General features: G+C 34.2%; 2 protein-coding genes. One reads left to right on the top strand and one right to left on the bottom strand.

Annotated elements, in window-relative coordinates; genetic code table 11:
- Positions 1 to 568: 568 nt before the first annotated feature.
- Positions 569 to 1,894, top strand: a complete 1,326-nt coding sequence (locus tag LC653_RS45500) for a hypothetical protein (protein ID WP_229501791.1) — start codon at positions 569 to 571, stop codon at positions 1,892 to 1,894.
- A gap of 96 nt (positions 1,895 to 1,990) precedes the next feature.
- Here the strand turns inward: LC653_RS45500 and LC653_RS45495 are convergent, their stop codons facing one another.
- Positions 1,991 to 2,653, bottom strand: a complete 663-nt coding sequence (locus LC653_RS45495; protein WP_308189274.1) for a type IIL restriction-modification enzyme MmeI — start codon at positions 2,651 to 2,653, stop codon at positions 1,991 to 1,993.
- Positions 2,654 to 2,811: the final 158 nt, after the last annotated feature.

Here is a 2,811-nt window from a genome sequence, read left to right as displayed (position 1 = left end):
TGAGGTTTGGGATCATCCCGCAATACTTTGATTTTCTCCAATATTTGCATCACATACTCTTTAGGGATAGCTAAGAGTTGATTGGTGAAGGTGGGTTTGTGGATAATCTCGAAGATCATGGTAGATGGGTATCTATACGTAGATATAACTAGTTGTGTACAATCGTTATTAAAAATTATACTAAATTTTAAATTGGATAGGGGATGGAATAAATAACCAAGAAAACCTACTTTTATCTACTTGATATCCTCTTCAATGTAATTTAAATGTCAACAAGTTAAATTTATTTTTGCTTTTATATGTAATATATTTCGATAAATATAATTATTTTAAATATCTAATTTTATCTGATAATAAATAAAAAAGTTAATCACAGAATAGATTCAATTAGCAACATAGAAATTAGCAATTAAAATTAAATGTTTGGTTTGAGTTAATTTTAACTTTTAACAACAGATTTGAATACGTGTTAGCTTTGCATCAAGCTAGGGAATACTAAAATTTAGCTCTTGAAATCAGCCTAATCGTGATTTTGAGCATTTCCCCTAGTCTTGGTATTAAAGTAAAAATGTTTTCAGATATTGATTTTCAGGAAATTTATCCGCTTACTGAACTTAGGCTACCACTTGTAAAATTAGAGCCAAGGTACTCTCATCCTAATTCATCAACAACTAAAATCACGTATCAACTTGCTTATAACAGTGGAGTAATAGTTGTTATAGAAAAAGACGAAGATTTTAAATACTCTGGAGGCATAAGTTTTCAACGTCATATTTCTTTGATTGATGATAAAGAGCTAACTTATAATTTGTTAGCTATACATAATCAAAAGGTTTTAGACTTAAGTAAAGGTCAAATTTTTAATAATATTGAGTACCCTGCTAGTGTTATAGCTTATCAGCTAGAAATGAATAACAGGAATTGGGAAGAGTTAATTAATAAACTTGAAGAGCGAGAAGCGTATGAACGAACTCTTTCAATATTTTTTGATCCTGCTACAGTAAATAGTAGCAATTATAGAGAAGTTGAGCGTAGTGGAGAACAGAAACTTTATATTACAATCCATCCAGTAGGGTTTCTTCTCAGACCTGAAATTTACTGGTTGCCAGAGGCAGGCTTACCAATAGAAGTAAACATATCTAAAGAAATCGATGAGAATTTTGGTTTTTGTGGTGCAGATAAACTTTATCCAGTTTCTAAAAAACGACTTGATTATTGGTCTACTGAATACAGTAGTTCAAGTACTTACTGTTACGATACGCAAGAACACAAAATAGGGGATCAAAGCGTTAAAAGAATCATGCTCGCACTTGAACTTTTGCAGGGAGTTAGTGCATGGACAACAGGCGAGAATAGCATCGCAGATGTTAATTTTAAGTGGGATTTAATTATTAATGTCAATAACCAATGCTACCCTTTACAAATAAAATCAAACTATGAAACTGCTATGGAGGCATACGAAAAATATGTAGAACGATGGGAAGAAGCAAAAATTCCATTTCCTCCTGTAATTTTTTGGACGAATGCAGGTTCTTCTATCAATAAAATAGCTCAAAGTTTCGCACAGTTGTTCAATCTACCTTTAAAAGCAACCCAGGCATCTACTAATTTGGAAGTAGCTTCGACTGAGGTAAATTTACATAAAAGCTACAAGCATATTGACGAGGTGGGAACTGGTAAAAAGGCTCATAAATATATTGTAATCTCTTTGATGAGTGCTGCTGGTAGGGGAGAGTGGGATAAACAAGCAGAAGATTTGTTGCAAGCAATTGTTGATAGAGGAAAGAATATTCACTATCAACTTATTAACCATTGCCAAAAGATTGCCCAAGCTAGGCTTCTGCAAGCTGAAGCTCTGAAAGAAAAGTTAGAAAATACAAAACAGGAACTTTAATAGTTTTGTAAAAAAATAGATTGTTTAAGTAAATCCAACTTAAAATTTATACCTTTTTATATTAATTATTTATAATATCTCCCCAATGTTTCATGCCTAAAACAAACTTAATTGCCCATTATCATTATCTTGATTTTTAGATTCCGCTTGTGGCTTTTTCTTACCTCCTGATTTACCTTTTTTCTTGCCTTTATCATGTAAACCCTGTGCTACCTCTTCAGCATAGCGTTGGTGATTTAATTCTAATAATCTATCTAGCACTTCTCGCCGTGCAGTTTCGCTGATGGTGAAGCGTAAGCCTTGTTTAGTTTGGTGGAAACCATGAGATAATTCTAAATCTTGCCAACCGTAAGCACCAGCTACAGCATTATCCATCTCTATGTGCAATTCGCGCAATTGTTGAATATCGGCGGCGGTTTCGTCGGGGTTGTGGAAGCGGTTGTAGGTTTTGGTTAATCCTTCTTGGCGTGTTTGCATGATATTTTGGCGATGGTTGTAGTAGCGATCGCCTATTTCTTCTAGGTTTGCAGTTGATGGGGGGAAGGGGAAGGTCTCAAAACCATCTGTTGGTATATAACGAAGTCTTGTTTCTAAACTTGAACAATATTCAACCACCCAGTCTGTATGCCACGAAGCATTTAAAATAGAAAAAGAGGTATAGTCATCTAGTTTAAAAACTACTGTCATGTGCGAGTATACAATACCAGTAGGTTGAAAGCTAATAGATAAAAATTTAGAAGTTTGAACAGCAACCAACACTCGTTTTAGGTTTGCGATCGCATCATACAGTTCCTGGAGTTTAGACTAAGCTATACAAAATGACCCAGCAGGGCTGAGTTAATCAGAGACTTAGCAAAAGTATGAATAATCTAAGGTATTAAACAGCAACAGATGCTTCTTTACGTGGTGGAGTTACT

Origin of the sequence: Nostoc mirabile CHAB5784 (genome assembly GCF_020829645.1) — a bacterium.
Classification (GTDB): Bacteria; Cyanobacteriota; Cyanobacteriia; order Cyanobacteriales; family Nostocaceae; genus Nostoc; species Nostoc mirabile.
Note: the sequence above shows the minus strand (reverse complement) of the source record. Positions and strands in the feature narration are given on the sequence as shown.

Bases quoted from the DNA above. Each gene is read 5' to 3' on its own strand.
- LC653_RS45500 (WP_229501791.1), top strand. From the start codon at position 569: ATGTTTTCAGATATTGATTTTCAGGAAATTTATCCGCTTACTGAACTT.